Origin of the sequence: Saccharothrix sp. NRRL B-16314 (assembly GCF_000716595.1) — a bacterium.
Taxonomy (GTDB): domain Bacteria; phylum Actinomycetota; class Actinomycetes; order Mycobacteriales; family Pseudonocardiaceae; genus Actinosynnema.
Genome location: NZ_JNXC01000030.1, coordinates 38,941 through 64,993, shown reverse-complemented (window position 1 = coordinate 64,993; position 26,053 = coordinate 38,941). Strand labels below are relative to the sequence as shown.

Sequence of the window (26,053 nt, the reverse complement as noted above, 5' to 3'; positions counted from 1 at the left end):
TTGGTGCGAAAGCCCGAACGTGGCCCGGTTTTCGGTCTCCGGCTCGTTTCTGCGGGTGCAGCCCTTCCCGGCTGGAGCTCGCCGTATTAGTCTCGGACTGTGAGAGCGCTCTCACGTGCAAGTCATCTGCTGTTCCCCTGCACGGAGGTGGCATCAACGTGATACCGAGCCCTCACAGCCCCGCACGCCGGCGTTCACGCCTGGCCGCGCTCGCCTTGGCCGTGTTCGCGGCCCTCCCGGCCGTCACGGGCATCGCCGCGGCCGAGGCCGACTACACCCAGGCCGTCACGCAGGTCGACGCCACGCAGGCGCGGATCGACTTCCGGCCGACGACCGCCGCGCTCTACGTCGACGTCCACTACATCGCCACCGGCGCCGGCCAGCAGAACTTCCGGATGACGAACAACGCCGGGACGTGGCAGAAGACGGTCGGTTCCCTGACGGCCGGCACCGTGCTGGACTACTGGTTCACCTACGAGAAGAGCGGTCCGCAGTACGACACGCCGCACTTCAGCTACACCCACGGCAACGTCAGCTCCCCCGTCGCCACGCCGACGTTCACCCCCGGCGCCGGCACGTACTCGACCGCGCAGACGGTGACGATCTCCACCGCCACCTCGGGCGCCACCATCCGGTACACAGTGGACGGTTCGACACCCACGGCGTCCTCCACGCTGTACAGCGGGCCGATCAGCGTGCCCAGCAGCAGGACGGTGAAGGCGATCGGGCTGAAGTCCGGTCAGCCGAACTCCGCCGTCGCGACCGCGGCGTACGTCATCGGCGCCGCCGTCGCCACGCCGACGTTCAGCCCGGCGGGCGGCCAGTACGCGTCCGGGCAGACGGTGACGATCTCCTCGGCCACCTCGGGTTCGACCATCCGGTACACAGTGGACGGTTCGACTCCCACCGCGTCCTCCACGCTGTACAGCGGGCCGATCAGCGTGCCCAGCAGCAGGACCGTGAACGCGATCGCGCTGAAGTCCGGTCTGGCGAACTCGTCGGTGGGCAGTGCCACCTACACGATCGGCACCTCGGCCGGGTGCCCCACCCAGTCCGACACCCCGAACTTCGGGCCCAACACCCGGATCTTCGACCCGAGCATGTCCTCGGCGACCATCCAGGCGCAGCTCGACGCGGACTTCAACGCGCAGAAGGACACGATCACCGCGCAGATGGCCGACCGGCGGGTCGCGCACCTGTTCAAGCCGGGCACCTACAGCGTGCACGACGACGTCGGCTACTACACCTCGGTCGCGGGCCTGGGTCGCAACCCCGGCGACGTGGTGATCAACGGCGACATCACGGTCGACGCGTTCAACGAGTCCGACAAGGGCGTGGCGCTGCAGAACTTCTGGCGGTCGGCGGAGAACATGGCCGTCAACCCGAGCAGCGGCTCCAACCGCTGGGCGGTGGCGCAGGCCGCCCCGTTCCGCCGGATGGACATCCGCGGCAACCTCCAGCTCTACCCGGCGAGCTACGGCTTCGCCAGCGGCGGCTACATCGCCGACACCAAGGTCTCCGGCCAGACCTCGTCGGTGTCGCAGCAGCAGTGGTACACCAGGGACAGCAACCTCGGCAGCTGGGCCGGCGGCGTGTGGAACATGGTGTTCTCCGGCACGCCCGGCGCTCCGCCGACCGCGTTCCCGAACCCGCCGCACACCAACTTGGCCACCACTCCCGTCTCCCGTGACGTGCCCTACCTGTACATCGACAGCGCGGGCAAGTACCGGGTGTTCCAGCCCTCGCTGCGCACCAACGCCTCCGGCGCGAGCTGGGCGAACGGCAGCACCCCCGGCACGTCGCTGCCGATGAGCCAGTTCTACGTGGTGAAGGCGGGCGACACCGCGTCGTCCATCAACTCCGCGCTGGCCGCGGGCTGCCACCTGTTCTTCACCCCCGGCATCTACCACCTCGACCGGACGCTCAACGTGACGAAGGCCGACACCGTCGTCCTCGGCATCGGCTACCCGACCCTGATCCCGGACAACGGGGTCAACGCCATGCAGGTCGCCGACGTGGACGGCGTCCGGATCAAGGGCATCCTGTTCGACGCGGGCACCACCAACTCGGCGGCGCTGCTGACCGTCGGCCCGGCGGGCTCGAACGCCGGTCACGCGAGCAACCCGACGACGTTGCAGGACGTGTTCTTCCGCATCGGCGGCGCGATCGCGGGCAAGGCGACCACGAGCCTGGTCGTCAACAGCCACGACGTGGTCATCGACCACATCTGGGCCTGGCGCGCCGACCACGGCAACGCGGGCACGTGGGGGTGGACGCAGGCGACGGGTGACACCGGGCTCATCGTCAACGGCAACAACGTCCTGGCGACCGGCCTGTTCGTCGAGCACTACCAGAAGCACCAGGTGATCTGGAACGGCCAGGGCGGCAGGACGATCTTCTACCAGAACGAGATGCCCTACGACGTGCCCGACCAGGCGTCCTGGATGAGCGCGCCGGGTGTCAACGGGTACGCGGCGTACAAGGTGGGCAACAACGTCACCACGCACGAGGCGTGGGGGTTGGGCAGCTACTGCTTCTTCAACGTCAACCCCTCGGTGAGCTCCTACCACGCCTTCGAGGTGCCCAACACGTCCGGCGTGAGGTTCCACAACATGGCGACCGTCTCGCTCAACTACCAGGGCCTCATCACCCGCGTGATCAACGACGCGGGAGGGGTGACGCAGCCGGGCACCGTGCCCAGCAACCTGGTCAACTACCCGTGACCTGACAGCACAACGCCGGTGGGGCGAGTCTCTTTCGGCTCGCCCCACCGGCGTTGCTGATCGTCAAGTCAGGCCTTGCGGGAACGCCAGCACGCGGTCCGGGTCGTAGCGGCGGGCGATGCGGCGCAACCGGGGCAGGTTGCGGCCGTAGTACGCGGTCTGCCAGTCCGGCATGTCGGGGTCGATGTAGTTGACGTAACCGGTGTGGTGACCGAGCCCGTCGCGCAGATCGGCCAGGATGCGGCGGGCTTCGGCCTCGTCGACGTCCACGACGTCCACGTACGCCTGCACGCTGCTGATGGCGTGCCGGTGCGGGAACGCGGTGTCCTCCGGCCGGACCCGGCCGATGGCGCCGCCGAACGAGTCGAACTGGGCCCGTCCCGCCCGCCGACCGGTCAGCAGGGCGACGACCCGCGCCGGGTCGACCGGCCGGTACAGCATCCTCGACGAGGCCACGAAGGGCGACCCGTCGTCCGGTGCGCACGCGGGCAGGCAGCCGGCGAAGTACCGCATGGCGGTGCCGTAGTCCATCGGCACCTCCGTGCGGGTGGACGGCGCGACCTTCGCGGTGAGCCGGTCCAGCAGCCGGGACAGCTCCTGCTCGGACCCGATCCAGGTGCCGACCACGTTCGTTCCCGGCGGGGTGCCCGACCCGACGTTGCACACCGTCCACAGCCCGTCCGGCGTGCCCACCATCCACTCCTGCCACGCGCCGAGCACGTCGGTCGCCGCGCCCGCCGGGAACTCCAGGGTGAACACGACCACCTCGGGCGCGGGCGCGGTGTCGAACGTGAAGGACGTGACGACGCCGAAGTTGCCGCCACCGCCGCCGCGCAGCGCCCAGAACAGGTCGGGCTCGGTGTGCCGGTCGGTCCGGTGCGAGCGGCCGTCCGGTGTCACGACCCGTGCGGCGAGCAAGCGGTCGCACGTCAGGCCGTACTTGCGGCCGACGACGCTGATCCCGCCGCCCAGCGTGAGCCCGCCGATGCCGACGGTCGCGCACGACCCGGCGGGCAGCAGTCGCCCGGCACCGGCCAGCCGGTCGTAGAGGTCGATCATCCGGGTGCCCGCGCCGACCCGCGCCCGGCCGTCGTCGTCCACCCGGATCGTGCTCAGCGCGGCGAGGTCGACGACCAACCCGTCCTCGGGCACCGAGTACCCGGCGTAGCTGTGACCACCGCTGCGGGCGGCGACCGGTATCCGTTCCCGTGCGGCGAAGTCGAGGCAGCGCGCGACATCGGACTCGTCGGCGCACAGCGCGACGGCCGCCGGCCTCCGGTGCTCGTACACCGTGTTGTACGGCCGGCGCACGGTGTCGTAAAGGTCGTCACCGGGCAGCACCAGCCTGCCGGTGAGCGCGCGGCGCAGCCGGTCCCAGTCGCGGTCCCACGCGCCGAGGGCGACGAGTCCGGTGGCCTGGATGAAGGTCCTGCGGTCGAATTCCATGGCGGCCCCCGGACCCATGGTCCCGCCGTTCCGCGACCTGTCACTCCACCGAACGGGGCGAGTTCGCGGCAGGTCGGGCGTGGGTATTGCCTTCGTGGAGGGGACTGGCCGTGCCCGACAGGCGGAGGTGACGCCAGGTGTCCTCGGTGACGCTGTTCCTCTGCGGTGACGTGATGACCGGGCGGGGTGTGGATCAAATCCTGCCGCATCCGGGAGACCCCCGGTTGTGGGAGCGGGACGTGCGTGACGCCGGTCGGTACGTCGGCCTGGCCGAGGAGGTCGGCGGCCCGGTTCCCCGGCCGGCGGGCTTCGCGTGGCCGTGGGGCGAGGCACTGGCCGAACTGGACGCCGTCGACCCGGACGTGCGGGTGATCAACCTCGAAACGAGCATCACGCGCAGTGACGACGTCGACCTCGGCAAGGCGGTGCACTACCGGATGGCGCCGGGTAACACCGGCTGCCTCACGGTCGCCCGCCCCGACGTCTGCGCGCTGGCCAACAACCACGTGCTCGACTTCGGCCGACGGGGGCTCGCCGACACGCTCGACGCGCTGGCCGCGGCGGGGATCGCGACCACCGGGGCGGGGAGGAACCCGGGTGAGGCCGTGGCGCCCGCGATCGTTCCCGTCGGAGCTGCGAGAGTGGTCGTCTTCGCCTGCGCGCACTGGTCCAGCGGCGTGCCGCACCGGTGGGGCGCGACCGGTGAACGCCCGGGGGTCGTGTTGCTCCCGGACCTGTCCGACGCCACCGCCGACTGGGTCGTGGACCGCGTTCGGCGGGTGAAGCGGGCCGGTGACGTCGTCGTGGTCTCGCTGCACTGGGGGTCGAACTGGGGGTACGAGGTACCCGCCGATCACGTGCGGTTCGGGCACCGGCTCCTCGACGGCGGTGTCGACGTCCTGCACGGGCACTCCTCGCACCACCCGCGCGGGATCGAGGTCCACCGCGGCAAGCTCGCCCTCTACGGCTGCGGTGATCTCGTCAACGACTACGAGGGGATCGGCGGCTACGAGGAGTACCGCGACGACCTCCGCCCGCTGTACTTCGCCACGGTCGACGTGGGCACCGGTGACCTGGTCGACCTCCGCATCACCCCGATGCGCGCACACCGCCTGAGCCTGCGCCGCGCGTCGGTCGAGGACGCGGAGCACCTGCGTCAGGTGTTCGGACCGGGCACCCGGCTCAACCGGGACGGCTCGCTCCGGCTACGACCCTGACCCGGTAGCGCGGTCCTGAACCGCTGCGGCTCTGACCTGGGTCGCGGCTCTGGCCCGGTTGCGGCCCCCATCTGGCTGCGGCCCGGGTGGCGGCCCGGGTTGCGGCTCTGACCTGGGTTACGGTGCTGGTCGGGTTGCTCGCCCTGGTCCGGTCGCGGCGCTAACCCGGTTGCTGCTCTGACCCGGTTGCCGCTCTGCCCCCGCGTCAGGGCTGCGGCGGGGTGGGATCGGGTACCGGTGTCGGCGGGATCGGGCTCGGTTCGGGGCCGGGTGGCACGGGCTGGTCCGGTCCCGGTTCGGGCAGCGTCGGGTCCGGCGGAGCGGGTTGGCGGGCACCGGGCATGTACGACGGCCCCCAACGGCCGCCGCGCCTGCGCGGTGCGGACAATTGCTTCACGACGGGTCTCCACTTCACGGTGGTTCGTCCTGCTCTCCTTCCCGGGTTCCCCGTTGTGCTGTCGGCACGCGGACGGCTGGTCACCGGTCGCGACGTAAGAACCGGTGACCGACGGTGACGGTGTCACACCCGGTTGTGGTTCCTCACCAGGCGTCGTACGGTGGGTGGGCCAGCCATGACAGCTGCGCGGAGCGACGATTCGGGTTGAGCAGTAGCTCGGTTGCCGGTTCTCGTGCGAACCGAGGAGCGTCCATGAGCCACACCCGTACCGGGACAACACCCGTGGAAACAACCAGAGCCCACGACCACGACGGCGTCGCCGTGGTCGAAGTGATCGGCGAGGTCGACATGGCCAGCGACGCCGCGGTGCGCGCGTTGATCGCCGCGCAGCTCGACCGACGGCCGGCGGGGCTGGTGGTCGACCTCAGCAGGACCGACTTCTTCGGGTCGGCCGGTATCCAACTCCTGGTGGAGGCGGTGCTGCGCACGCAGGTCGAAGGCGTGGGGTTCGCCGTGGTGACCGACCGGCGTGCCGTCCTGCACCCCCTGCGCGTCACGCTGGTCGACGAGGCGGTGGACGTCCACCCCACTCTTGAGGACGCGCTCACGGCGCTGCGTGCCGAGCACCGTCCGGCGCGATCGATGGCCCACCAGTAGTCCCCGAATCACGCGGCGTCGTCCGGCGCCGCTTCGGAAAGCCTCGCGGTGCGCGGAGCCGGCACGAGCAGTGCCGTGGCGTAGGGCGCCACGAGTCGGACGAGATCGCCGTGCACCTTCCGCTTCCCCGGCCGGGACGTGGGGCGCCGTTCACCGCGCAACAGCCCGCGCACCCACCGGGCAACGGCCGCAGGCGGCGGCAGGATGTCCGCGCCGAAGTACGCGCAGACGATGAGGTCTTCTCCGCTGTGCGTCTCCACGGCCACCGACCAGCCGCCGTCCTCGTCCCACAGCAGCGCCACGTCGCGGTCCGGGAACCCGGGCAGCCGGCCGTCCAGCGCGAGGTACGCGGCGGCGGGGTCGGCGTGCACGTACGAGCACTCACCGCTGAGCCCGACCTCCTCGGTCACCAGTCGGACGTACCCGCGGAGCCCCAGCACCAACGCGTCGTCGAAGTCCAGTTCCATCAAGCATCGCGCCCTTCTACAACCGCCAGGTGTCGATGCGCCGACTGCTTGACGCGAAGTTCGGATACCCGCCGATCGGGGGAACCAACCTCGGATGGGTGCACCCGGACGGGTTGAGCCGGCCGTCCCCCGAGACGACGAGGTGAGGGTTGACGACGATCCCTCGGCGCTGCCAGGATTCTCGGCACGATGTTTGCGTAAACACGGACTTCCACGCACGCACCCCGCCATCGACTACGCGTCACGCGGCCGGGTGGCGGCCCGATGCACCAGCGCACGGATTCGCCCACGCCCGGCGCTGGCGTTCTCGTCCCTGTGGTGGGCCGGACAAAGGAGTCCAGAATGTCCCGCTTGTCCCCTAAGCGGTGGCGTGCGGCGTTGACCGCCGCGGCCGTCGGCCTGGCGACCCTGCTGCTACCCGGCGGTACGGCGCACGCCGCGCCCGTCACCGTCGACGTGGGTGTGCAGTTCACCGACACCAGCGGCAGCCGCGTCGAGGCGCACGGTGGTGGAGTGATCAAGGTCGGCGGCTACTACTACTGGTTCGGCGAGAACCGGCACCCGGACAACCTGTTCCGGGCCGTCTCGGTCTACCGGTCGACCGACCTGAAGAACTGGGAGTTCCGCAACAACGTCCTCACCCAGAACAGCCACTCGGAGCTGCGGACCTCCTGGGTGGAACGCCCGAAGGTCATCTACAACGCGTCCACCGGCCAGTACGTCATGTGGATGCACTGGGAGAACGGCCAGCACTACGGCGAGGCGCGGGCCGCCGTGGCGTACTCGTCCACAGTGGACGGGAACTACACGTACCAGGGCAGTTTCCGGCCGCTCGGCCAGCACATGTCACGCGACATCACGCTGTACAAGGACGACAACGGCACGGCGTACATGATCTCGGCCGCGCGGGAGAACTACGACCTGCACATCTACCGCCTCAACGCCGACTACCGGGGCGTCGCCCAGCTGGTGGGCAACCCGTGGCCGGGCGGGCACCGCGAGGCGCCCGCGGTGTTCAAGCGCAACGGCGTGTACTTCATGCTCACGTCCGGCGCGACGGGCTGGTCGCCGAACCAGGCGAAGTACGCCACCGCGACCAGCATGTCCGGCCCTTGGAGCGCGATGCGCAACGTGGGCGACTCCACCACGTACGGCTCGCAACCGGCGTACGTGCTGCCGATCCAGGGCACCCAGACGACGTCCTACCTCTACATGGGCGACCGCTGGGCCGGCGCGTGGGGCGGTCCGGTGAGCGACTCCAGCTACGTCTGGCTCCCGATCACGTTCTCGAACGACACCACGATGACCCTGTCGAACGCCGGCCAGATCGTCATCGACACGGCGACCGGCACGATCAGCACGGTGGCCTTGGCGTACAACCGGATCTCCGTGCGGCACTCCGGCAAGTGCCTCGACATCGCCAACGTCAGCCAGGCCGACGGCGCGGCGCTGATGCAGTACCCCTGCGGCAGCGGCACCAACCAGCAGTTCCGCTTGCAGGCCACCGGCGGGTACTACCAGCTGATCGCCCGCCACTCCACCAAGTGCCTGGACGTGAGCGACAACAGCACGGCCGACGGCGCGGCCGTGCAGCAGTGGAGCTGCACCTCCGGGCAGAACCAGCAGTGGTCCGTCGTCGACGTCGGGTCGGGTTACTCCAGGCTGGTCGCGCGGCACTCCGGCAAGTGCCTCGACCTGCCCAGCGGCTCGCAGGACAACATCCAGTTCAAGCAGTACCCGTGCAACGGCGGGCAGAACCAGCAGTTCCAGATCAGCCGCGTCTGAACCGACGAGGGCGGCCACACCAGCGCACGCCTTCGACCCGGCGTGACGGCACGCGGAACCGCGATGGGTTCGCGTGCCGTCACGCCGCCGGCAGGACGACGAGGGTCAGGGCGCGGGCAGCGAGACGAACCCCTCGCGCACCAGCCAGTCGCGGGCCACGGCGGCCGGGTCGCGGCCGTCGACGTCCACCTCGGCGTTGAGCGCCCGGATCGTGTCGTTGTCGAGCTTGGCCACGATGGGCGCCAGTACCTGTCCGACCTGGGGGTGGGCGGCGTGGAAATCGTCCCGCAGGACGATCGTGGCGTTGTACCGGGGGAAGAAGTTCTTGTCGTCCTCCAGCACCACCAGGTCCAGCGCGACGATGCGGCCGTCGGTGGTGAACACCTCGCCGAAGTTGCACAGTCCCGTCGAGGTCGCGGTGTAGATCGTGCCGGTGCCGAACGTCTTGACCTCCGTCGCCGCGGGGTCGAAGCCGTAGGCCCGCGCGACGCCCGGGAACCCGTCGTTGCGGCTGACGAACTCCGTCTCCAGGCAGAACACGCCCTTGTCCGGCGAGGCGGCGATCAGCGCGGCCATGTCGGAGGTGGTGCGTAGGTCGTTGGCCTCGGCGAACTGCTCGGTGACCGCGAAGGCGTAGGTGTTGTCGATCGCCGAGTAGTCCAGCCAGACGAGGCCGTTGCGGGCCAGGTCGGCGTCGCGGACCGCCTCGTACTGCGCCTGCGCGTCGGGGATCGGGTCCGTGTTGCCCAGGTAGCTGATCCACCCGGTGCCGGTGTAGTCCCAGGACAGGTCGACGTCGCCGGTGAGCAACGCCTGGCGTGCGCTGTTCGAGCCCTGGATGTTGGTCATGTCCCGCACGTCGGCCCCGGCCGCGACCAGCGCGACCTCCGCGACGTACCCGAGCACCTGGTTCTCGGTGAAGTCCTTGGAGCCCACCGCGATGTCCAGCCCCGCCAGTTCCGGCACGGGCCGGATCGAGCCGGGCGCCACGTCGAACGGCAGCGCGAACGACGACTCCAGCCCGCAGCCGGACGTCAGCAGCACCACCGCCGCGGCGGCCAGTCGGGTGATCCGCCTCATCGCAGCCCTTTCGGTCCCAGGTAGGTCTCGGCCACCGCGCCGAGCCAGTCCACGAGCAGGGCGAGCCCGACCGCCAGCACGGCACCGGTGACGAGCACGGGGACGCGGGCGAGCTTGTAGCCGGTGTCGATCAGCAACCCGAGGCCACCGCCGTTGACGAACACCGCGAGGGTGGCGACGCCGACCGCGTGCACGAGCGCCGTGCGCAGCCCGGCCAGGATCAGCGGCACGGCCAGCGGCAGTTCGATCCGGCGCAGCACGGTCCCGGCCGACATGCCGATGCCGCGACCGGCGTCGACCAGTGCCGGGTCGACGCCCTGCAGCCCGACCATCGTGTTCCGCAGCACCGGCAGCAGCGTGTAGAAGGCGATCGGCAGCACCGCCGCCCACAGCCCCTCCGTGCCCGACACCAGGAAGAACAGCACCAGGATGCCGATCGCCGGCGAAGCCTGGCCGATGGTCGCGATGCCGAGGAACAGCGGTGCGGCGCGGCGCGCCCACCGGCGGGTGAGCACGATGCCGAGCGGGACGGCCACGACGAGGACGAGCCCGGTCACCACCAGGCTGATCACCAGGTGGTCCCAGGTCGCCGACGCGAGGGCCGACGCGTTGATGCTCTGTCGCTCGATCGAGTCGAGGTCGCTGCCGAACGCCCAGAGCAGTACGCCGCCGACCAGCGCCACCACGACGAGCGGCTGGACCAGCAGGCGCAGTCGCTCCGCCCGCTGCGGTGGGGCGGTCGCGGCCGGGACCGAGGTCGCGGCCGTCACGCACCCACCTCCGCGTGGTCGTCGCGCAGCTTCTGCACCGTGCCGATCACGGCGTCCATCTCGACCAGGCCGACGTACTCGCCGCGCGAGCCGGTGACGACCGCCGCGCCGCCTTCGGTGAGTATGGCCTCCAGGGCGTCCTGGAGGGTCGACTGGAGCGACACCGGGGCGCCGACGGGCTGCGGTCGGCCGAGGTCGCGGGCGTTGACCCAGCTCACCGGGCGGTTGCGGGCGTCGAGGAGCAGCGCGTACCGGCGGTCGGACGCCGCGAGCCTGCGGCCGACCTCGGCCGGCGGGTCGGTCACCGACGCGGTCACCGCGTGGCTCAGCTCGACTTCGCGCACGCGGCGCAGCCTGAGCTGCTTGAGCGACGCGCCCGCACCGACGAACCCCGCGACGGTGTCGTCGGCCGGGTTGGCCAGGATCGCCTCGGGCGTGTCGTACTGGAGCAGCTGCGACCGGGGACCGAGCACGGCGATCCGGTCACCGACCTTGACGGCCTCGTCGAAGTCGTGCGTGACGAACACGATCGTCTTGCGCAGCTCGGACTGCAGCCGCATCAGCTCGTCCTGGAGGTTGCCGCGGGTGATCGGGTCCACCGCGCCGAACGGCTCGTCCATCAGCAGCACGGGTGGGTCCGCCGCGAGCGCGCGGGCGACGCCGACGCGCTGCTGCTGGCCGCCGGAGAGCTGCCGGGGGTAGCGGTCGCGGAACTCGGCCGGGTCGAGCCCGACCAGGTCCAGCATCTCGTCCACCCGGTCGGACACCTTGGCGCGGCCCCAGCCCAGCAGGCCCGGGACGGTGCCGACGTTCTGGCCGACGGTCAGGTGCGGGAACAGCCCGGCCTGCTGGATGGCGTACCCGATGCCCCGGCGCAGCTCATCGGGGTCCAGCGACAGCGTGTCCTCGCCGTCGATGGTGATCCGACCCGACGTCGGCTCGATCAACCGGTTGATCATCCGCATGGTGGTGGTCTTGCCGCACCCGGACGGGCCGACCAGCACCACGGTCTCCCCCGCCGGGATGGTCATGCTGACGGACTCCACCGCGGGCGTCGGAACGCCGGCGTAGCGCTTGGTCACGTCGAAGAGCTGGATCTCACTGGCCACGGATCCCCCTGGAGACGGTGTGCCGGCCGATCAGCGCGAAGATCCCGTCCAGGACCAGCGCGAGGACGATGATGCCGAGAGTTCCGGCGACCGCCTGGTTGGTCGCGTTCGCGCTGCCCGCCCTGGTCAGCCCGGCGAAGATCTCCACGCCGAGACCGGGGCCGCGGGCGTAGGCGGCGATGGCGGCGATGCCCATCAGCATCTGGGTGGCGATCCGGGTACCGGTCAGGATCGCGGGCCAGGCCAGCCGCAGCTCGACCCTGGTCAGCACCGCGAACCGGCTCATCCCGACGCCGCGCGCCGCGTCGCGCACGGCCGGGTCGACGCCGCCGAGACCCACGATCGTGTTCCGCACTACCGGCAGCAGCCCGTACAGCACGAGCGCGACGACCGTCGGCCGCACGCCGAGGCCGAGCACCGGGATCAGCAGGCCGAGCAGCGCGAACGACGGGATGGTGAGGATCGCGCTGGTCAGCGCCGTCGCGGCGGTCGACCCGAGCGGGCTGCGGTACACCGCGACACCGATCGCCACGCCGATGACGGCGGCCAGCACGGCGCACTGCACCACGGCGCTGACGTGCAACAGGGCTTCGACCAGCAGGCGGTTCCACCGGTCGGCCAGGAATTCCCAGAAGTTCACGTCGTCGCCCCGGGTTCCCGGGCCGGAGGGCCGAAGCGCCCGACCCGTTCGAGCGCGTGGTGGTGGCAGGTCGAGCACCGGTCACCGGTCGGAGTCCACACGGGACGGATACCGCACCCCCTTCGGCCGAACCTTTCAGTCCACAAAGGACAGTGGTTCGCGGACCACGTGGCCATCCTGCCGCACCACGCCGCCGTCCCACCTGCCGATCACCTGACGATCTCGCGGCAACGGGGAACGGACCGGTCAGCAGGTTCTGTCGTGCGCGGGCGCGGTGCCGAGGAGGTAGGAGTCCACTGCGGCCTCGGTGCACGCGTTGGCGTGGTACACACCGTGGCCGGGGCCGTCGAGCGTCACGAGGTGCGAGCCCTTCGCCTGCCGGTGCACGTTCCGCGCCCACAGGTAGGGCGTGGCGACGTCGTAGCGGCTGGTCAGCAGCAGGAGCGGCGGTGCGTCAGCGACGTCGAGGCGGTGCGGCGGGTTCGTCGGGCGGTCGGTGTACCCGACGCACGTGGCCGCCTCCTCGTGGCCGATGGGCGTGCCGCGCAACGTCGGTGCCGCGTCCAGCTCGGCCTGCCGCAAGGCCCGGTACTCGCCGAAGTCCTTGAACCGCAACGCGAAGTCCTGGCACACCACGGCGTAGCGCAGCGACGGGTAGTTCGGCTCGAACGCCAGCCGCGCGCCGCCGACCTGGGTGATGAGCGACGCCAGGGACTCCCACGTCCCGCCGCGCAGCTCGAAGAACGCCCAGTCGATCAGCTCCCGCTGTCCCAACCCGACTTCGTCCGCGGCGAGCAGCGCCTTCTCCCACGCCGCGTGGACGTCCTGGCCGTGCAAGGCGCACGTGGTGTTGTCGGCGCACCACGCGACGAACGCGCCGAACGACTCCTCCACGGCGAGCGCCCGATCCAGCACGAACCGGCGTCGGTCGGCGCTGTGGTCGATCACGCCGTCCAACACCATCGAGCGGACGCGTGCGCCGAACAGCTCGGCGTACTGCTGGCCCAGCAGCGTGCCGTAGGAGATGCCGTAGAAGCTGATCCGCCGCTCCCCCAACGCTTTCCGCACCGCGTCCAGGTCACGCGCCGATCGGGCCGTGTCCACGTGGTCGAACACCGGGTTGCGGGCGCGGCAGTCCTCCCGCACCGCGAGGTTGTGCCGGGCCAGCGCGGCGAACCCGGCCTCGTCCGCCGGGTCGTCACCGGGGTTGCCCGCCATCAGCTCCGGCGAGCAGCGGATCGCCGAGCTGTTGTTCGTGCCCAGCTGGTCGAAGCCGACGACGTCGAACCTGGCGCGGACGTCGGGGCTCAGGTACGGCGCGCGGGCGAACTCCGCACCGGACCCGCCGGGCCCGCCCGCGTCGACGAACACCACGCCGATCCGACGGGCCGGATCGGTGGCGCGGACCCGTGACACGGCCAGGTCCACTCTCGGGCCGTGCGGGTCCGCCCAGTCCAGCGGAACGGACACCGCGCCGCACTCGGCCGCGGGCTGGTCGGGGCACGGCTGCCAGGCGATCGTCGCCGCCCCGGCCTCCGGTGCGACCACCAGCAGGCTCGCGGCGAGCACGGTGACGAGCAACGTCCGCATGGTGTCCCCCAACGTCAGCGGAAACCACAGTCTCACCATGCCCGCGCACGGGGCGCAACCCCTCAAGACCCGATCGGTGCGGTGCGGATCAATTCCCGAATCCGCGCCGGTCGCACCCCCTGCCGGTTCACAAATGTGACCGGCACCGCCCGATTTTGTTCACGAGTATGACCATCCCGTGTTTTCCGCCGAATGCCGCGCACAGGCCGTTGACCGCAGGTGGAGGACCTCATAGCATCCGACGGGGAAACCGTTTTCCCACTGATGAAGTCCGATGGATTCCGCGATCCATTCCACCGCCGCCCCAGGAGAATCGCCTTTCGACCTTACGGAGACCCATCATGCGCGTGAGACCCCTGATCGCCTGCGTCGGCCTGTTGGCCGGCGCATTGGTCGTAGTCGCGTCCTCCACCGCACAGGCCGCGCCGACGCGGTACGAGGCGGAGGCCTCGCCGGCGGTGTGCTCCGGCTCGGTGGACTCCGACTGGACCGGCTACTCCGGCAGCGGGTTCTGCAACGGCAGCAACTCCACCAGCGGCTACGCCCAGTTCACGGTGAACGCCGCCGCCGCCGGCACCGCGACGGTGGGAGTCCGGTTCGCCAACGGCACCTCAACGGCCCGCCCGGCCAACCTGGTCGTGAACGGGTCCGCGATCCAGACGCCGTCGTTCGAGGGCACGGGCGCGTGGTCGACCTGGGTGACCAAGACGCTGACCGTGTCGGTGAACGCGGGCAGCAACACCATCCGGCTGAACCCGACCACCTCCGGCGGCCTGCCCAACGTCGACTACCTCGACGTCGAGACCGGCGACGGCGGCCCCGGCCCGCAACCGCCCGGCGGGATCGTCGGCTGGGCGACGCAGGCCGGCGGCACCACCGGCGGCGCGGGCGGCGCGACCGTCACCGTGAGCACCTTCGCCGACCTCCGCACGCAGGCGCAGGCCTCGGGCGCCCGGACCATCCTGGTCAACGGGATGCTCAGCGGCTCCGGCACCGTCGAGGTCAGCGCGAACAAGACGATCCGGGGCGTCGGCGCCAACTCGGGCATCTCCGGGACCACCCTCAACATCGAGGACATGCACCCGGCGAACGTGATCGTCCAGAACCTGAACATCCGCGGGGTGCCCGGCCGCGACGCGATCCAGATCGAGAGCGCCACCCACATCTGGATCGACCACAACACCATGTCCAGCACCATCGAGAACGACCCGGACTTCTACGACGGCATGCTGGACATCACGCACGCCGCCGACTACATCACCGTGTCGTGGAACGTCGTGCGCAACCACTGGAAGACGTCGTTGGTCGGCCACTCCGACGGCAACGGCAGTGAGGACCGCGGTCACCTGCGGGTCACCTACCACCACAACTGGTTCGACCACACCTTCGAGCGCAGCCCCAGGGTGCGCTTCGGCGAGACGGTCCACGTGTTCAACAACTACTACTCCGACATCAACAACAATGCCGATTCGTACGCCATCGCTTCGCTCATGGACGCCGGCCTGCTCGTGGAGGGCAACGTCTTCGAACGGGTGCAGCAGGCCTGCTGGTCGGCGAGCGGGTACGCGGACTCCGATCCGGGGCGGTTGGTGGCGCGCGACAACTCGCTCACCGGCTCCGGGCCGTGCGAGGTGAACGGCACCGTGGCCCCGATCCCGTACGCCTACACCGCGGAAGCCGTCGGCACGGTCAAGTCGTCCGTCACGGCGGGCGCCGGCGCGGGCAAGCTCTGACCCCGCTCCCGGGCACCGGGCAGGCGGCGGCCGGCACCGACCGGTCGCCGCCACCGGTCAGTCCGCGGACCGGCGGGCCTGGTTCGTCTCGCGGAGCACCGCCCAGGCGTCCGCGACCGGACCCACGTGCCCGAGCTTGTCGGGGTTGATCACCGTGCGGATGGTCCGGACCCGCCCGTCGACGATGTCGAGCGCCCACGTGTTGACGACCTTGCCGTCCCGGTCGCGGAAGATCGCGCCCGGCTGGCCGTTCACCCCGTGCGACTCCACCACGCCGCCGACACTGGCGAACGGCAGCGCGAGCGCGGCCAGCAACCGGGCCACGTTCTCGACGCCGACGAACCGCTCGCCCCAGCGCGGCGCCTTGCCGCCGGCGTCACCGACCATCCGGACGTCGGCGGCCAGGAGGTCCCGCAGCCCGTCGACGTCACCTTCCCGGAAGGCGTCCAGGAACCGTTCGGCGAGTTCGTCGCGCACCTTCCGGTCGACCTCGTACCGGGGCCGACCCGCGTCCATGTGACGGCGCGCCCGCACCGCGAGCTGACGGCACGCCGACTCCGAGCGCTCCACGATCGACGCGACCTCGGGGAAGCCGAACCCGAACACCTCGCGCAGCACGAACACCGCGCGCTCCAACGGGCTCAGCCGCTCCAGCAGCAGCAACGCCGCCATCGACAGCGAGTCCGCCAGTTCCGCCGACCGCTCCGGGTCCTGGTACGGGTCGGTGAGCAGCGGCTCGGGGAGCCACGGCCCGACGTACGCCTCACGTCGGGCGCGGGCCGAGCGCAGCACGTCGATCGAGATCCGGGTGACCACGGTGGAAAGGAACGCCTTGGCCGAGTCGGGGCGGGTCGGGGTGAGCTGGTAGCGCAGCCACGCCTCCTGCACGGCGTCCTCCGCCTCACCCACGCTGCCGAGGATGCGGTAGGCGATCGAGAACAGCAGCGACCGCAGCTGCTCGAACTCCTCGGTCCGGGTCACGCCGCTCCCCCTCGGCCGATCACCAGGGCACCGGGCCGTCTTCGCCCACGAACCCGCCGGTCGGTCCGTCCGCGCCGAGCGTAGCCATCCGCACCACCACCGCCGCACCCTGCGCGGGGGTGAGGTACCCGTTGTGGTCGTTGCTGTCGGTGTCGACGTAACCGGGGGCGACGGCGTTGACGAGGAAGCCGTCCTTGCGCAGCTCGTTGGCGTACTGCACGGTGAGCGCGTTCAGCGCGACCTTGGAGGGCGTGTACGCGGCCGACGTGGGCAGGGCGGCGAGCGGGCCGTCCGGGTCCGCGGCGATGGCCAGCGACCCGGCGTGGCTGCTGACGTTGACGATGCGCGGCGCCGGTGACCGCCGCAGCAGCGGCAGCATGGCGTTGGTCACCGCGATCACCCCGAAGACGTTGGTCTCGAACACCGAGCGGACCATGTCGAGGTCGACGGAGCTGGGGACCTGGTCCAGCGCGTCCTGGGGCGCGACCTGCCCGGAACCGGTGATGCCGGCGTTGTTGACCAGCACGTCGAGGTGGCCGAACTGCTCCTCGACCTGCGCCGCCACCGTCGAGGCGGTGGCCGCGTCGGTGACGTCCAGGGTGACCGCGTGCGCGTCGCCACCTGCCGCTCGCAACGCCGCGGCGGCCTCCTCGCCGCGCCGCGGGTCCCTGGCTCCGACCAGGACCGTCATGCCCAGCGCGGCGAGTTGTCCGGCTGCCGCGCGGCCGATCCCCTTGTTGGCCCCGGTGACCAACGCGATCTTCCTGTGTGTGGTGTGCTCGCTCATGCCACCCGAGACGAAACAGCCGCGCCGTCTGTGACATGGGGAAGGCAGTCGCGTGGGAGGCCGGGTCACACGAGCGGCTCGACCGCGGCCCTCGTTCCCGGCACGGCCCCGACGTGGTCCCGGAGTCGGTGTTGGACGGTCTGCCGGGAGTCGGCGCTGATCACGTGCCAGGCATGGGTCTTCGCCCAGTCGAGCAGCACCTCCCGCACCGCGGACTGGTGGGCCAGGAAACGCGCGGGAGAGCAACCCGGGTCACGGCCGCACTCGTACGGGGCGAGGTCGGAGCCCTTGCGGCGCAACGCCTCCTCCGGCGTGACGTCCAGGTAGACGACGTGGTCGACCGGGGCGATCGCCGCGGTGATCGCGTGCACGAGCGCCGGCGGGCAACCGGCGAGCAGCTCCGCGGCGGCGTGCTTGGCCCAGTAGCCGTCGAGGATCACCAGGTCCTCGGTGGCCTGCCGCGCGCGGGTGGCGGCGGTGGTGTTCATCCAGCCGAGGAACAGCATCCGGGACGGTGACGGCATCTCCGCGATGCACGTGCGCAGGTCCACCTGGTCGGTGCCGCGGAGGAACCGCGCCTGCGGCACCACGCCGGGCCGGAACACGTCCCACTTGCCGACGACAGCGGCCGTGCGGCCCTCGGCGCGGGCCCACGCGACGAGTTCGCGGACCTGGGTGCTCTTCCCGGCACCGTCCGGGCCGTCCAACGCGACGATCACACCCGTCGACCTGACATCGTCGAATCCTCCATCGCAGAATCCCGCACCGGTGGCGGGTCGCTTTTCCAGAGGATAAGCGGACCGTCGCCGGACGCGCTCGATTCCGACACGCCGAACAAGTCCGCACCCGCTACTCTGACCGCCAAATCCGTTGGGAGGGCGTGGATGTGCGACACCTCGGGCAGCGCGAGAACGGACGGCCGACTCGGCGGTCACCACGATGCGCAATTCCCGTCACTCGACCAGGTGCACATATTGTTCACTCGATTGCGTGTTATTGATCTGCGTGCCGCCGGTCGCTCGGGGCCCGTCGGGGTATTTCCGTGACCGCGTACTTCTACTGGGACCAGATGTGGCGCACCGACGAAGGACGGGCCGACTGGTCCACACCGCACCCCTGGGTGGTCGCGAGCGTCGAGCCGCTGCGCGACCGCGGCGTCCGGGACGTGCTCGACCTCGGCTGCGGGATCGGCCGGCACTCGCTCTACCTGGCCGCGGAGGGCTTCGCCGTCCGGGCCGTCGACCGCAGTGACGCCGCCGTGGCGCACGTCCGCACCGAGGCGGCCGGGCACGGGTTGGCCGTCGCGGTCGACGTCGCCGACGTGACGGACCTGCCCTGCCCCACGGCGAGCGTCGACCTGGTGCTGGCCTTCAACGTGGTCTACCACGCCGACGAGGTCGCCCTCGGCCGCGCGCTGGCCGAGGTGCGCCGCGTGCTGCGGCCGGGTGGCCTCTACCAGTCCACGATGCTGTCCAAGCGCAACGCGCAGTACGGCCGTGGCGTCGAGGTGTCGCCGAACACGTTCGTCCAGCCCGAGGCCGAGGACGACAAGGTGCACCCGCACCTGTACGTCGACGCGGCCGACCTGGTCCGCCTGCACCGGGGGTTCGAGCTGCTGAACGGCTTCGACGCCGAGCAGTCGGCGCCCGGCTCGTACCACTGGCACTGCCTCTTCGAGGCGGCAGGGAACGTCGGCGAGGCGAGGACCGGGACCGCCGAGCGGGAGGAGCGGGGCGCGTGATCGAGGCGGAGGCGTTCTGCCGGGAGCTGGAGGCGCGCGGGTTCGGCTTCTTCAGCGGCGTTCCCTGTTCCTACCTGCAAGGACCGTTCTCCCGGCTCCAGGACCGCGCCGGTTACGTGCCCGCGCCCAACGAGGGTGTGGCGACGGCGATGGCGGCCGGCGCCCAACTCGCCGGTCGTCGTGCCGCGCTCCTGGTGCAGAACTCCGGCCTGGGCAACCTGCTCGACCCGCTGACGTCCCTGCTGATGCCGTACGGGATACCGCTGCTGATCGTGATGAGCCTGCGGGGGTGGCCGTGCGCGGACGACGACGAGCCGCACCACGAGGTGATGGGCCGCAGCACGACCGCGCTGCTGGACGCGATCGGGCTCGCGCACGGTGTGCTGGAGCCGTCGACCGGAAGCCTCACCGCCGCGCTGGACCGCGCGGACGAGGAATTCCGGCGGGACCGCGGTTACGCGCTGCTCGTGCCGAAGGCGACGCTCGGCTCGTGCCCCCGCGCCGACTCGGCCGCGGAGACCACGATGGAGCGCCGGGACGCGATCACGGCGGTGGCCGCGCACCTGGACGGCGCGCTGGTCTACAGCACCACCGGCATGATCAGCCGGGAGCTGTTCGGGCTGCGCGACGACCCGGGCAACTTCTACATGCAGGGCAGCATGGGCCACGCGATCGGCCTCGGTCTCGGCACCGCGATCGCCCGGCCGGACCTGCCCGTCGTCGTGGTGGACGGCGACGGGTCGGCCCTGATGCACCTCGGCGGCCTGGCGCTGGTCGGCGACTGCCGGCCGGCCAACCTCACCCACCTGGTGCTCGACAACGGGACGTTCGACTCGACCGGTGGGCAGCGGACGCGCGATCACCCGGTGGCCTGGGACCGCCTCGCGCTGTCCGTGGGCTACCGCACCGGCGCGGTCTGCCGGACCGTCGGGGAGATCCACGAGTGCCTGCGGCGGATCGCGGGCACGCCCGGCCCGCACCTGGTCGCGCTGTGCATCGCGCCCGGCGGTTCGCGCACGCCGCCGCGGGTCACCTCGACTTACGGCAACCGGGAGATCCGGGCGAGGTTCCAGCGGGTGGCGTCCGACGGCCGCGTCGGTCCGGTCGCCGCCGAGCCCGTGGCGGGCCGATGAGATCGGTGCTGATCGCCGCGCGCGGAACGCCGGCGGTGCGGGCGGTGGAGTCGTGCCGTGCGCTCGGCCTGGTGCCGGTGACCGTGGTGGCGCGGTCCGATCCGCAACGCCGGCACGCCGTGGCAGGTCACGTGGTCCTGGACGACACCGGCTGCGGCGGTTACGGCTGCGTCGACTGCGTCGTGCGTGCCGCGGAGGACGCGCGGGTGGACGCCGTCCACCCGGGGCCGGGCGCCGTCGCCGAGAACCCCTTGCTGGCAAGGAAACTTGCCGAGCGCGGCATCCGCTTCGTCGGGCCGCCCGCCTCCGCGCTCGCCGTCACCGGGGACAAGGGTTCGGCCGCCGAGGCCGCCGAGCGGGTCGGCGTTCCCGTGCTGCCGCACGCCGTCGGGGAGCGGGCGATCCGGGCGCTGGTCGACCGGCACGGCCTGCCGGTCGTGCTCAAGCGGTCGGACCTCCACCACGGCGACGGAGTGCGAGTGGTCCGGAGCCGGGCCGACCTCACCGCTGCCCTCGGCGGCTACTCCGGCTGGTACGCCGAGCTGTACGTCGAGGCGGCCCGAGTGGTCGGCGTGACCGTGGCGGCCGACGACGCGGGCCACGTGGTCCGGCTGGACGAGCGGGAGTCCCTGCTGGTGGCCGGCAACCGCAAGCTGCTGGAGGCGGCGCCGGTCCTCGGGGTGCCGGACGTGCTCGTTCGCGCGATGCGGGCCGACGCGGTGCGGCTGGCGTGCGCGCTCGGCCTGCGCAACCTCGCGACCGTCGAATTCCTCGTCCACCCCGGCGGTTACGCCTTCCTGGAGGTCAACGCGCGGCTGACCGGGTCCTACCGGATCTGCGAGGCGCGGACCGGGATCGACCTCATCGCCCTGCAACTCCGCCTCGCCATGGGACACCGGCTCGGGCACGTGGTGACGCGGGGAACGCACGTGGCGCAGGCCCACCTGTTCGTCCGCGGTGGGAAGCCCGGACTGCTCACCGGCGTGCGGCTGCCCGGCCCGCGGCCGGGCGTGGTCGTCGACTGCGCGCTCGACGGCGGTCTGGCGGTCGTGTTCGACACGATCACCAGCCAGGTGCTGGCCACCGGGTCGAGCCGCGCGCAGGCGTGCGACCGCGTCGGCCGGGCGGTCGCCGACATCGAACTGGCCGGGCTGAGCCATCACGGGCCGGACATCGCCGACTGGTGTTCACGGCGGTCCGGTGCGTCCACGGAGGACTTGGCGACGACATGAACCACAGCACCCTGAACGTGCCGACCTGCGAAGTCGACCCGCTGCTCGTGAGCGGGGTGGCCCGGGGCGAACCCGCGGCGTGCGAGGCGCTGGCGGCGGCGCTGCACGACCACGAGGGGCGGTGCCTGTCGTCCGGACCGGGGTACCTCGTCCTGTCCGGGCTCGGGCAGCTGGACGAGGAGGCGGCCCGCCGTTTCGTCCTGGCCGTGTCGGCGATGCTGGGCTGGCCGATGCCGCAGGACTTCGACGGCGAGATGATCCGCGAGGTGCGCGACCGCGGGGTGACGCTGGAGAGCGGCGCCACCGTGCGCTACTCCGACACCCGCCAGGGCGGGAACCTGCACACCGATGGGATGCACCGGCCCGGCGAGATCCCGGCCTACTTCACGTTGCACTGCGTCCGGCAGGCCGCGTCCGGTGGTGCGCTCGTGCTGGTCCACGTCGACGACCTCGTGCGCGAGCTGTGCCTGGAGCCGGACGTGGTGGCCGCCCTGCGCGAGCCGGTGCACTTCGACACCCGGGACGGCCGCCCCGACCGGCCGGCGACGGTGCCTCGGTCCATCCTGGAGTTCGACGGCGGGTCGCCGCGGATCACCTACCTGCGCGAGTACGTCGAGAGCGCGCACCGCCGGCCGGGCATCGCGCCGCTGTCCCGGCTCCAGGTGCGGGCGATGGACCGGCTGGACGCGCTGCTCGCCCGGGAGGACCTGCGGACCTACCGCCGCCTCGAACCGGGGCAGCTGATCGTCATCAACAACCGGACGATCGTGCACGGGCGGACCGCGTTCGAGAACGAGCCGGGCGAGGGTCGGAATCGGCTGCTGTTCCGGACGTGGATCGCGGCGGCGCGGTGATTCCGCAGCGCTACCCACTGCACCGAACGAGCTACCCGGAAATGATGACGGAACCACTGCCCGGTGACGCGACGACGGGCGTCGGACAATAGATCTGTCATGTGCGCCACTTATGAGTGACCGCATCGGATGAACAATTCGCTCCCCCGGTCAAGGCGTTCCGAATCCCTTGCCGGTCCCGTCGACCCACTGTACGCTGACGGCAACTGTGAACTAAGTCACAGATATGTTTGACGAAAGGCACGGACATGGCGAATGAAAAGCGCCCGGCCGACGAAGCGCGACTCGCGGATGCGGCGAAGACACTTCAGGAGAACCGCACCGGCATGGTGCTGACCGGCCGGATCAAGAACGGCGAGTTGCAGCTCGACCAGCCGACGCTCGACCAGATCCGGCAGAAGTACCCCGACGCGGACGTCGCGTTCGTCGCGCTCAACTCGCCCTTCGACGCCAAGTCGCAGGCCGTCTGACCTGATCCACCCGTCGCACCGGTCGTCAATCGCGGGAATTGCGGAGGTCTGTGTGTCGAATGACATTCTTCTCGCGCACACGCTGCTCGAGCGCGAGCCGTCTGCGGACCTCATTCGATCGATCGCCGAGGTGGCGGTCCGCCTGCACCACCCGGGTCTGGAATGTCCGCGCTACTTCGCGGGACTCGACCTGGCACTGCAGGACGAACCGCCACCGTTCGGCACCCGCGAGTACGGCCTCATCTACCGCAGCCTCTCGGTCGAACCGAAATGGATGGCGGTGTCGCTCATCACGAACGCGGAGCGCGAGGGCGACGGCTCGAAGCGGCTGTGGTCCCTCGCCGCGTGCTCGGTGGACGAACGGCAACAGCACCTGCTGAAACGGCACGCCTGCGACGAGTCCCGGCATTCCCTGATCTACCTGTCGCTCCTCGACCTGGCCTTCCCCGGTGCGGTCTCACCGGAGTTCCGCGTCGAGCTGCGGCAGCTCTCGCCCGGGTTCACGATGCGGCAGGACCTGTTCCCGGTGCCGGGTTCGCCGTACGCCAAGGTGCCGACGATCGACGACTTCCTCCAGATGAACATCGCGGAGATCCGCACCGCGATCCACCACACGATGCAGCGGCCGGCGCTCGCCGAGCACTGCCCGCCCGGCAACCAGGACAAGGTCACGAAGCTGCACGACGCGCTGCTGACCGACGAGCTGGCCCACATCGCCTACACCGCCGTCCTGGTGGACGAGATCGGGCGCGACGCCGACCCCGACCGGCTGCGTGCGCTGTTCCGCAGGCGGTTCCACGACTTCAACACCATCACGACCGAGGAGCTGGGCGGCAACGTGTTCGACTGCTCGGTCGCGTGCTGCGCGCGTCGACCCACGTGCCGGGCCAAGGCCACCGACGCCGCGCCCGCCCCGGTCCTGCACCAGATCGGACTCGGTCCGCAGTGAGCAGCAGCACCACCCGCGCCGGTGACGCGCTGGCGACGTGCCTGGCCCGGTGCGGCACCGACCAGGCGGCGCTCGTGGCGAGCATCGACGAGGCCGTCGGGTTGCGGCCCGGTGACCTGGTCCTGGCGGTCGGCTCCGTCGCGGAGGGCCTCGCCAACGACAAGTCCGACCTCGACCTTCTGCTCGTCGCGGGCGACGACGTCGGGCACGCGGAGACGGAGCTGTGCTGGGCCGTCGGGCGCAGCATGGTCGACCTGCGGATCCTCCACCCGGCGACCGTCGAGGCGCTGACCGGCAAGTTGCGCGACTGGGCGCGGCGGCCGTGGAGCCTCGTCGAGCTGGCCCCGTTCAGCGACGACGAGCGGCTGCTGCTGCACCGGTTGCGCGAAGGGCTCGTGGTCCACCCGCTCGAGCCCGTGGCGCAGCCGTGGCGGCCGGACCGGTCGGAGCTGGCGCGGCTCAAGCTCCAGGTCGCGCGCCACCAGGCCCGCACCATCCAGGTGGACCTCGTCGGGTATCGCGCCGAAGGCGACTACGCCACGTTCGTCCTGGCCGCGCAGGACCTCCTCGGCCACGGCGTCGACGGCCTGCTCGCTGGCCACCACCTCACGAACCCGAACCCCAAGTGGCGCAGCCGTCTGCTGGCGCGGCTCCCTCTCGACTGGGAGCGCCCGCTGTGGCTGCGGCCCACCGGTGTGCGTGCGGATCGCGCGTTCTGGGACCTCCACCGGGCACCGGCACTGCCGGAACCGGAGTCGGCGGTCGCGCACGCGGTGCGTTGCGCCGGTTTCGCGCGGGCGGCGTTCGCGTGGGCGGAGCGACGTCTTCTCGGCACGTCCGACGGTGTGCCCCGCACCCCGCTGTGGGATGGCGATCGGGCGCCGGCGCCCGGCCCGGTCCTGCCCGGTATCGAGTTCGACGTCGACTTCTTCCGCTCCGACACGGGGATCGCCGTCGCCCGGCTGAACGAGTTCGGCGCGTCGTTGCGGCTCTCGGAGCGGGAGTTCGCGCTGCTCCTGCTCTGCGACGGCCGGACTTCGGTCGCCGAGGCCGAGGCGGTCGTCAACAGCACGCTGAGCAACGGCAAGGCGGGCAACGGCAAGGCGGGTAACGGCTCCGCACCGCTCGACGGCACGGAGGCGGTCGAGCGGATGCTGCACGGCGGCCTGTTCCTCCGCACCCCGCAGGCCGTCACCGGCGCGGTGGAGCGGCTGGGCGAGGAGCTGGCCCGGTCCGGGTACGGGGAGTTCCTGACCTGCTTCGACCCGTTCGTCCTCGACCCGTCGGCGTGGCGGGCGGCCCGGACCCACCTGCCGCCCGCTCTCGGCCCGGTGGTCGACCTGTTCCTGCTGGGGCAGAGCGTGAGTCCGAGCGCGCTACCGCCCGGTCTGGCGGCGCTGGTGCCCGGTCTGACGACGGCCGGCCTGCTCGCTGAACGGGACGGGTGGGTCGCAGCCGCCGATCTCGTCGTCCTGCTCGTCTGCGGCAGCTGGGTGATCTGCCACCCGCCCCAGGCCGACCCGCTCTTCTACCTCGGGGACGACTCTTTGGCCCTGCTGAGCCGCCTGACGCCGGCGGGTGCCCGGAACTGCCTCGACCTCTGCGCCGGCCCCGGCCTGCACGCCGTGCACTGCGCCCGCTTCGCGCCCGAGGTCACCGCGGTGGAGCTCGACCCGCGCGTCGCCCGGATCGCCCGGCTCAACGCCCGGTTGAACGGAGTGGCCGACCGCGTCGAGGTCCTGCCGGGCGACCTCTACGAGCCCGTCGCCGGACGCCGCTTCGACCTGGTGGTCGCCAACCCGCCGACCCTGCCGTACCCGGCGGACCTCCCGGGACCGCGCGTCGGCCACGGCGGGGAGGACGGCCTGCGGGTGACGTCACGCGTGCTCGCCGGACTGCCCGACGCCCTCACCGACCGCGGGCGCGCGCACCTCGCGGGCATGACGTTGACCGACGGCACCCCCGGCCCGCTGGTCGAGCGGTTGTCGGTGTTGGCACGCGAGAACGACCTGGCGCTCCGCTGCACCGTGATCTCCCACGCGCGGCTCGCGGAGGGTGGCGCGGTGTTCGAGCGGCTCGTCCCGGCCGTCGCCGCCATCGCGGACGCCGCCCCGGACCGGGTCCGCGAGTCCTACGCCCGCCTGCTGGGGCGACTTCGGCTGAGCCACCTCAGCACCTACTTCCTCCAGGTGTCCCGGGGTTCGGGTGCGGTCGAGCCGGTCGACGTGTCGACGTCGGGCCGACCGGGGTTGTGGCACATCTGACGATCACGGGTCGGCGCGCGGGCCGGTG

22 protein-coding genes are annotated in these 26,053 nt (G+C 71.3%); 12 read left to right on the top strand and 10 right to left on the bottom strand.

Annotated features, from left to right (window positions below; all coding sequences use genetic code 11):
- Window positions 1-158: 158 nt before the first annotated feature.
- On the top strand, window positions 159-2,723 hold the full coding sequence (locus tag OQ02_RS31430) for a chitobiase/beta-hexosaminidase C-terminal domain-containing protein (protein ID WP_197043582.1): 2,565 nt from the start codon (window positions 159-161) through the stop codon (window positions 2,721-2,723).
- Between the two features lie 63 nt (window positions 2,724-2,786).
- Here OQ02_RS31430 and OQ02_RS31425 read toward each other — a convergent pair whose 3' ends face one another.
- Entirely contained in the window at window positions 2,787-4,169 is a 1,383-nt protein-coding gene (locus OQ02_RS31425) for an FAD-binding oxidoreductase (RefSeq protein ID WP_033442259.1), read from the bottom strand.
- 137 nt (window positions 4,170-4,306) lie between these two features.
- On the opposite strand from OQ02_RS31425, the gene OQ02_RS31420 reads away from it, so the two are divergent.
- Together OQ02_RS31420 and OQ02_RS31415 are read left to right on the top strand one after the other, a co-directional pair.
- On the top strand, window positions 4,307-5,386 hold the full coding sequence (locus tag OQ02_RS31420; protein ID WP_033442258.1) for a CapA family protein: 1,080 nt from the start codon (window positions 4,307-4,309) through the stop codon (window positions 5,384-5,386).
- Between the two features lie 679 nt (window positions 5,387-6,065).
- Window positions 6,066-6,440: an STAS domain-containing protein gene (locus OQ02_RS31415; RefSeq protein WP_033442257.1), complete on the top strand. Its 375-nt coding sequence runs from the start codon at window positions 6,066-6,068 to the stop codon at window positions 6,438-6,440.
- An 8-nt stretch (window positions 6,441-6,448) separates the two neighbouring features.
- Here OQ02_RS31415 and OQ02_RS31410 read toward each other — a convergent pair whose 3' ends face one another.
- Complete coding sequence (locus OQ02_RS31410) at window positions 6,449-6,907, bottom strand: DUF6292 family protein (RefSeq protein WP_051773022.1); 459 nt, start codon at window positions 6,905-6,907, stop codon at window positions 6,449-6,451.
- Window positions 6,908-7,249: 342 nt separating this feature from the next.
- Between OQ02_RS31410 and OQ02_RS31405 the strand changes: the two genes are divergently transcribed.
- On the top strand, window positions 7,250-8,692 hold the full coding sequence (locus OQ02_RS31405) for an RICIN domain-containing protein (protein WP_051773021.1): 1,443 nt from the start codon (window positions 7,250-7,252) through the stop codon (window positions 8,690-8,692).
- 105 nt (window positions 8,693-8,797) lie between these two features.
- Here the strand turns inward: OQ02_RS31405 and OQ02_RS31400 are convergent, their stop codons facing one another.
- The 5 genes from OQ02_RS31400 to OQ02_RS31380 form a co-directional block, all read right to left on the bottom strand.
- Window positions 8,798-9,772 carry a glycine betaine ABC transporter substrate-binding protein gene (locus OQ02_RS31400; protein ID WP_033442255.1) on the bottom strand — a complete coding sequence of 325 codons (975 nt, stop codon included), beginning with the start codon at window positions 9,770-9,772 and terminating at the stop codon, window positions 8,798-8,800.
- Window positions 9,769-10,542 carry an ABC transporter permease gene (locus tag OQ02_RS31395; RefSeq protein WP_033442254.1) on the bottom strand — a complete coding sequence of 258 codons (774 nt, stop codon included), beginning with the start codon at window positions 10,540-10,542 and terminating at the stop codon, window positions 9,769-9,771. Before OQ02_RS31395 ends, OQ02_RS31400 begins: the two co-directional genes overlap by 4 nt.
- Window positions 10,539-11,651, bottom strand: a complete 1,113-nt coding sequence (locus tag OQ02_RS31390; RefSeq protein WP_033442253.1) for an ABC transporter ATP-binding protein — start codon at window positions 11,649-11,651, stop codon at window positions 10,539-10,541. The genes OQ02_RS31395 and OQ02_RS31390 overlap by 4 nt, the downstream gene beginning before the upstream one ends.
- Window positions 11,641-12,291 (bottom strand): ABC transporter permease, encoded by a 651-nt coding sequence (locus OQ02_RS31385; protein WP_033442252.1) that lies wholly within the window; start codon window positions 12,289-12,291, stop codon window positions 11,641-11,643. Before OQ02_RS31385 ends, OQ02_RS31390 begins: the two co-directional genes overlap by 11 nt.
- A gap of 246 nt (window positions 12,292-12,537) precedes the next feature.
- Window positions 12,538-13,920: an alpha/beta hydrolase gene (locus tag OQ02_RS31380; protein WP_156077427.1), complete on the bottom strand. Its 1,383-nt coding sequence runs from the start codon at window positions 13,918-13,920 to the stop codon at window positions 12,538-12,540.
- Window positions 13,921-14,222: 302 nt separating this feature from the next.
- Here OQ02_RS31380 and OQ02_RS31375 point away from each other — a divergent pair, with 302 nt between their 5' ends.
- Window positions 14,223-15,614 carry a pectate lyase family protein gene (locus tag OQ02_RS31375; RefSeq protein ID WP_033442251.1) on the top strand — a complete coding sequence of 464 codons (1,392 nt, stop codon included), beginning with the start codon at window positions 14,223-14,225 and terminating at the stop codon, window positions 15,612-15,614.
- Window positions 15,615-15,671: 57 nt separating this feature from the next.
- Here OQ02_RS31375 and OQ02_RS31370 read toward each other — a convergent pair whose 3' ends face one another.
- The 3 genes from OQ02_RS31370 to OQ02_RS31360 form a co-directional block, all read right to left on the bottom strand.
- Window positions 15,672-16,595 carry an RNA polymerase sigma-70 factor gene (locus OQ02_RS31370; protein WP_033442250.1) on the bottom strand — a complete coding sequence of 308 codons (924 nt, stop codon included), beginning with the start codon at window positions 16,593-16,595 and terminating at the stop codon, window positions 15,672-15,674.
- Between the two features lie 19 nt (window positions 16,596-16,614).
- A complete protein-coding gene (locus OQ02_RS31365; protein ID WP_033442249.1) occupies window positions 16,615-17,382 on the bottom strand; it encodes an SDR family NAD(P)-dependent oxidoreductase in 768 nt (255 codons plus the stop codon).
- 65 nt (window positions 17,383-17,447) lie between these two features.
- On the bottom strand, window positions 17,448-18,101 hold the full coding sequence (locus tag OQ02_RS31360) for a dTMP kinase (RefSeq protein WP_051773020.1): 654 nt from the start codon (window positions 18,099-18,101) through the stop codon (window positions 17,448-17,450).
- Between the two features lie 323 nt (window positions 18,102-18,424).
- Here OQ02_RS31360 and OQ02_RS31355 point away from each other — a divergent pair, with 323 nt between their 5' ends.
- From OQ02_RS31355 to OQ02_RS45155, 7 genes are all read left to right on the top strand, one after another.
- On the top strand, window positions 18,425-19,123 hold the full coding sequence (locus OQ02_RS31355; RefSeq protein WP_063747188.1) for a class I SAM-dependent methyltransferase: 699 nt from the start codon (window positions 18,425-18,427) through the stop codon (window positions 19,121-19,123).
- Entirely contained in the window at window positions 19,120-20,256 is a 1,137-nt protein-coding gene (gene aepY / locus OQ02_RS31350) for a phosphonopyruvate decarboxylase (protein WP_051773019.1), read from the top strand. The genes OQ02_RS31355 and aepY overlap by 4 nt, the downstream gene beginning before the upstream one ends.
- The gene (locus tag OQ02_RS31345) at window positions 20,253-21,488 is read left to right on the top strand and encodes an ATP-binding protein (RefSeq protein ID WP_081916069.1); all 1,236 of its coding nucleotides are present in this window, start codon (window positions 20,253-20,255) and stop codon (window positions 21,486-21,488) included. The genes aepY and OQ02_RS31345 overlap by 4 nt, the downstream gene beginning before the upstream one ends.
- Window positions 21,485-22,342, top strand: coding sequence for a TauD/TfdA family dioxygenase (locus OQ02_RS31340; RefSeq protein WP_033442248.1), 858 nt, complete (start codon window positions 21,485-21,487; stop codon window positions 22,340-22,342). The genes OQ02_RS31345 and OQ02_RS31340 overlap by 4 nt, the downstream gene beginning before the upstream one ends.
- Window positions 22,343-22,590: 248 nt before the next feature.
- On the top strand, window positions 22,591-22,812 hold the full coding sequence (locus OQ02_RS31335; protein ID WP_033442247.1) for a hypothetical protein: 222 nt from the start codon (window positions 22,591-22,593) through the stop codon (window positions 22,810-22,812).
- A 52-nt stretch (window positions 22,813-22,864) separates the two neighbouring features.
- Complete coding sequence (locus OQ02_RS31330) at window positions 22,865-23,761, top strand: hypothetical protein (protein WP_156077426.1); 897 nt, start codon at window positions 22,865-22,867, stop codon at window positions 23,759-23,761.
- Entirely contained in the window at window positions 23,758-26,025 is a 2,268-nt protein-coding gene (locus OQ02_RS45155) for a methyltransferase (protein ID WP_033442245.1), read from the top strand. The genes OQ02_RS31330 and OQ02_RS45155 overlap by 4 nt, the downstream gene beginning before the upstream one ends.
- The last annotated feature ends 28 nt before the right edge of the window (window positions 26,026-26,053 follow it).

Bases quoted from the DNA above. Each gene is read 5' to 3' on its own strand.
- OQ02_RS31425 (WP_033442259.1), bottom strand. From the start codon at position 4,169: ATGGAATTCGACCGCAGGACCTTCATCCAGGCCACCGGACTCGTCGCC.
- OQ02_RS31410 (WP_051773022.1), bottom strand. From the start codon at position 6,907: ATGGAACTGGACTTCGACGACGCGTTGGTGCTGGGGCTCCGCGGGTAC.
- OQ02_RS31405 (WP_051773021.1), top strand. From the start codon at position 7,250: ATGTCCCGCTTGTCCCCTAAGCGGTGGCGTGCGGCGTTGACCGCCGCG.
- OQ02_RS31400 (WP_033442255.1), bottom strand. From the start codon at position 9,772: ATGAGGCGGATCACCCGACTGGCCGCCGCGGCGGTGGTGCTGCTGACG.
- OQ02_RS31380 (WP_156077427.1), bottom strand. From the start codon at position 13,920: ATGGTGAGACTGTGGTTTCCGCTGACGTTGGGGGACACCATGCGGACG.
- OQ02_RS31375 (WP_033442251.1), top strand. From the start codon at position 14,223: ATGCGCGTGAGACCCCTGATCGCCTGCGTCGGCCTGTTGGCCGGCGCA.
- OQ02_RS31365 (WP_033442249.1), bottom strand. From the start codon at position 17,382: ATGAGCGAGCACACCACACACAGGAAGATCGCGTTGGTCACCGGGGCC.
- OQ02_RS31345 (WP_081916069.1), top strand. From the start codon at position 20,253: ATGAGATCGGTGCTGATCGCCGCGCGCGGAACGCCGGCGGTGCGGGCG.
- OQ02_RS31340 (WP_033442248.1), top strand. From the start codon at position 21,485: ATGAACCACAGCACCCTGAACGTGCCGACCTGCGAAGTCGACCCGCTG.
- OQ02_RS31335 (WP_033442247.1), top strand. From the start codon at position 22,591: ATGGCGAATGAAAAGCGCCCGGCCGACGAAGCGCGACTCGCGGATGCG.